4 protein-coding genes are annotated in these 3,419 nt (G+C 64.1%); 3 read left to right on the forward strand and 1 reads right to left on the reverse strand.

Annotated features, from left to right (window positions below; genetic code table 11):
- Positions 1–51 precede the first annotated feature (51 nt).
- Entirely contained in the window at positions 52–522 is a 471-nt protein-coding gene (locus QZ079_RS08715; RefSeq protein ID WP_297037470.1) for a YbaK/EbsC family protein, read from the reverse strand.
- Between the two features lie 283 nt (positions 523–805).
- On the opposite strand from QZ079_RS08715, the gene QZ079_RS08720 reads away from it, so the two are divergent.
- The 3 genes from QZ079_RS08720 (at position 806) to QZ079_RS08730 (ending at position 3,350) form a co-directional block, all read left to right on the forward strand.
- Positions 806–1,816: a VanZ family protein gene (locus tag QZ079_RS08720; protein ID WP_297037471.1), complete on the forward strand. Its 1,011-nt coding sequence runs from the start codon at positions 806–808 to the stop codon at positions 1,814–1,816.
- Positions 1,817–1,894: 78 nt separating this feature from the next.
- A complete protein-coding gene (locus QZ079_RS08725; RefSeq protein ID WP_297037472.1) occupies positions 1,895–2,554 on the forward strand; it encodes a pentapeptide repeat-containing protein in 660 nt (219 codons plus the stop codon).
- A 31-nt stretch (positions 2,555–2,585) separates the two neighbouring features.
- Positions 2,586–3,350, forward strand: coding sequence for a class I SAM-dependent methyltransferase (locus QZ079_RS08730; RefSeq protein WP_297037473.1), 765 nt, complete (start codon positions 2,586–2,588; stop codon positions 3,348–3,350).
- Positions 3,351–3,419 lie beyond the last annotated feature (69 nt).

Below are 3,419 nucleotides of genomic sequence, written 5' to 3' on the forward strand. Positions count from 1 at the left end.
CGCGCGCGGGGAGGTGCCGTTAAAACCCCTAGGGGGTATCTGCATGCGGCGCTACGCCGGCAGTTTGCACACGTCGATCCACGTGCAGGGCGCGCACAGCCCTTCGAGCTCGGCCAAGGTAAGCTCAGCGGCGCTGTTCGAGCTGCCGCATGCGGGGAAGACGGTTTCGAAGCGGCGGAGCGTTGCGTCGAGGTAGATGTCGCAACCGTCGTTCACGGCGAAGGGGCACCCCCCGCCGACGGCGTGGCCGATAAGCGGCTCGGCCTCTTCGGCCTTCAACATCTTCGCTTTGCAGTGGAATTGAGCCTTGAACTTGGGGTTATCGATGCGCGCGTCGCCGGCGGCTACGATGAGCGCCACGCGGTCATCCACATGGAACGAGAGCGTCTTGGCAATGCGCTCCGGCTCGCAGCCCACAGCGGCAGCGGCAAGCTCCACCGTCGCGCTGGACGTGTCGAATTCCCGCACACGGTCTTCCATGCCGTGTTCTGCGAAAAATGCCTTCACGCGCTCGATTGCCATATGCCGCTCCCCGTCGATGCCGAAAGGTGCCGGAAGACGCCCCAAGGCGCCGGGGCCCCTGGGCGATGGTAGCCCCCTTGGGGTGCTTTCGCATGCCGCATGCCGAAACCCCCGGGGTTGCTTTACCGGGTATTGTACACGTGCGGCAACCTTACCGAACTGTCACGCAGATGTAAGCGAAATCGATGGCAGCGCACGGCGCGGCGGGCGAGAATCGATGTCGAGAAACGATGCCGAGGTACGGCGTCGAGGCGCATATGCGATGACGAGGGGATGGTAGCGCATGGGGCTTATCGAGCGCTTCCTAGGAAGCTATAGCGACAACTTCTTGTTCGCGCTTGTGCTGTGGCCGTTCGCGTCGGCAGCGTTCACCCTGCCGATCCTCGCGTACCTCTACCACCGCGACGGGCGCCTGCGCTTCGTGTCCGTGGCATCGACGTATCTCACGGTGCTCTACGTGCTGGGACTCGGCTGCTTCACGCTGTACCCGCTGCCTTCGGGCGACGAAGGGCTCGGCATCACCTATGGCGTTCCGTGGCAGCTGAACCCGCTCGCGCCCATTGGTGACTTCATGCGCGAGGGGATCTCGGTCATCCCGCAGATCGCCTTCAACGTGGTCTTTTTCGTCCCGCTCGGGTTCATCGCGGCGAGGCTGTTCCGTTGGGGGTTCTGGAAGACGCTCGCGGCCGGCCTCATCACCTCGTTCGTTATCGAGGCGGCGCAGGGCACGGGCCTCTTCGGCATCTATCCGTACGCGTACCGTACGGCCGACGTGAACGACCTCATGTACAACACCGCCGGCGCCGCGCTGGGCTGGTGGGCGGCGGCGCTTCTGGGGCGCATTCTGCCGCCGGGTGCGCTCGCGGACGAGGACGAGGTGACGCATGAGCCCGGATTTATCCGTCGGTGCGTGGCATTTTGGCTCGATACGACGCTGGTGGGAATCGTCGCCTCGACGGTGGCGGGGGCGTTGACGCTTCTTGCGAACAACGTGCCGGGGCTCGCGTGGCTCTCGACGCTGTTTGAGGAGGGACGCCTCGCGCTGTGGATTTCTGCCATAGCGTTTGTACTGGTGGAAGGCGTGCTCCCGTGGTTCCACGAGGGGTCGACGCCGGGCGGCGGCTTCGTGCGTATGAGCTGCGAGACGCGTGAGCGCGCGGGTGCGCGCCGCGTGGTGTTCTATGCCATGCGGCTTGCGGTGCTCGCGGCGGCGTTCGTGTATTTCCCCTTCGCGTGGCCGGTGCTCGGTCTTTTCTACCTGGTTGCCTGCCGCATGCCGTATGATTTCCTATGAGTGAGACGTTGACACCGGGTTTGGGCGTCTCACTGGGACTATCAGACCCGGTGTCAAAGTCTCACAGGGGGAGTGGTTATGAGGCAGGGGAAGCGCGGATTCGCGCAGGTCAAGGAGCATATCGGGCAGCACATAAGCCGCGAGGAGCTGCTCGACGGCTTCGCCGACGGCGACGTGCGCTTCGCGATGACATCCTTCGACGGGCTCGAGCTTGAAGGCGTGTCGACAAATGGCACCTCCTTCGAACAGGTAATCTTCCGCTCCTGTCTCTTCGAGGACGTCGACTTTTCCGATGCGTCGTTCACCGACGTGCGCTTCGAGGCGTGCCGGTTCATCTCGTGCACGATGGAGCGCTGCTGGCTCAACCGCTGCGACTTCGCAGGCTGCTCGGCGCCGGGCATGAGCTTCGCAAAAGGGCGTTTGACGAGCGTGTTCTTCGGCGACTGCCAGCTTGGCTATGCCGATTTCTCCGAAACGAAGATTCAAGGCCTTGTGGCGGAATCGACTTCGTTGGTGGAAAGCGCCTGGCGCGACGTCCGGCTCAAGGCGGCGCATTTCGACGCATGTGACCTTGCACGCGCGGAGTTTATGGGCGCGTCGCTCGCGGGTATTGATCTTTCGACCTGTGAGATTTCCGGGCTCGTGGTGTCGAGCACCCTGCACGAACTGCGCGGCTGCACGGTGAGCCCGCTTCAGGCGATTGCACTCGCGGGCTATCTGGGCGTGCAGGTAAAATAACCCCAGGGGTTTTTAACATGAAGGGGATGGGATGGACGCGCGCGTTGTGATTGAGCTGGCAGGTGGCGGCGATGAAGCTGCCGCGTCTGCCCTTGCCGAGCATGTGGGCGCGCCCCTCATCACCGGGGGTAGAGTCGCTCCTTCCGACGCGCTTGCGGTACGCTTCGATGCCGAAGGAACAGCGCTGGTGCGCGACGGCATGGTGTTGCGACCAGATCTTTCGGCCATGCTGCCCCGCATACGGAAGGTTCGGCTTGGCAGCGAGCTCTTGGTGCGAGCTGCGCGCGTGAAGGGCGTCGAGGCCCCGGTGGCGGTTGATGCCACGGCGGGTTTGGGTGAAGACGCGCTGCTGCTCGCGGCGGCGGGGTTTGAGGTATTCCTCTTCGAGAGCGACCCGGTCATTGCGGCACTTCTGGCCGATAGCCTGCGCCGTGCTTCGGCATCCGACGGGCTCACGCTCCGCGAAGCCGTCGCGCGCATGCGTATTGCCGGCGAAGACAGCGTGGCCGGCCTGCCCGCGCTTGCGAACACGCTGCCCGCACCGCCGGATGTCGTCTATCTCGACCCGATGTTTCCCGAGCGGCGCAAGAGCGCGGCGGTGAAGAAGAAGTTCCAGCTCATCCATCATCTGGAGCGGCCGTGTGAGGACGAAAAAGCGCTCTTGCAGGCGGCGCTTGCGGCAAACCCGCGCAAGGTCGTGGTGAAGCGCCCGCTCAAAGGCCCCGCGCTCGCCGGCGTGAAGCCGAGCTATGCGCTTTCAGGCAAAGCCATTCGCTACGACGTGATCGCTCGGTAGCGATGTCCCAAAATGCACCTGTCCCTTTTTGGGACAGGGCTTCCGGCGGCGCGTGTTCCGCCAGCCATT

It is taken from the genome of uncultured Enorma sp. (assembly GCA_905210055.1).
Classification (GTDB): domain Bacteria; phylum Actinomycetota; class Coriobacteriia; order Coriobacteriales; family Coriobacteriaceae; genus Enorma.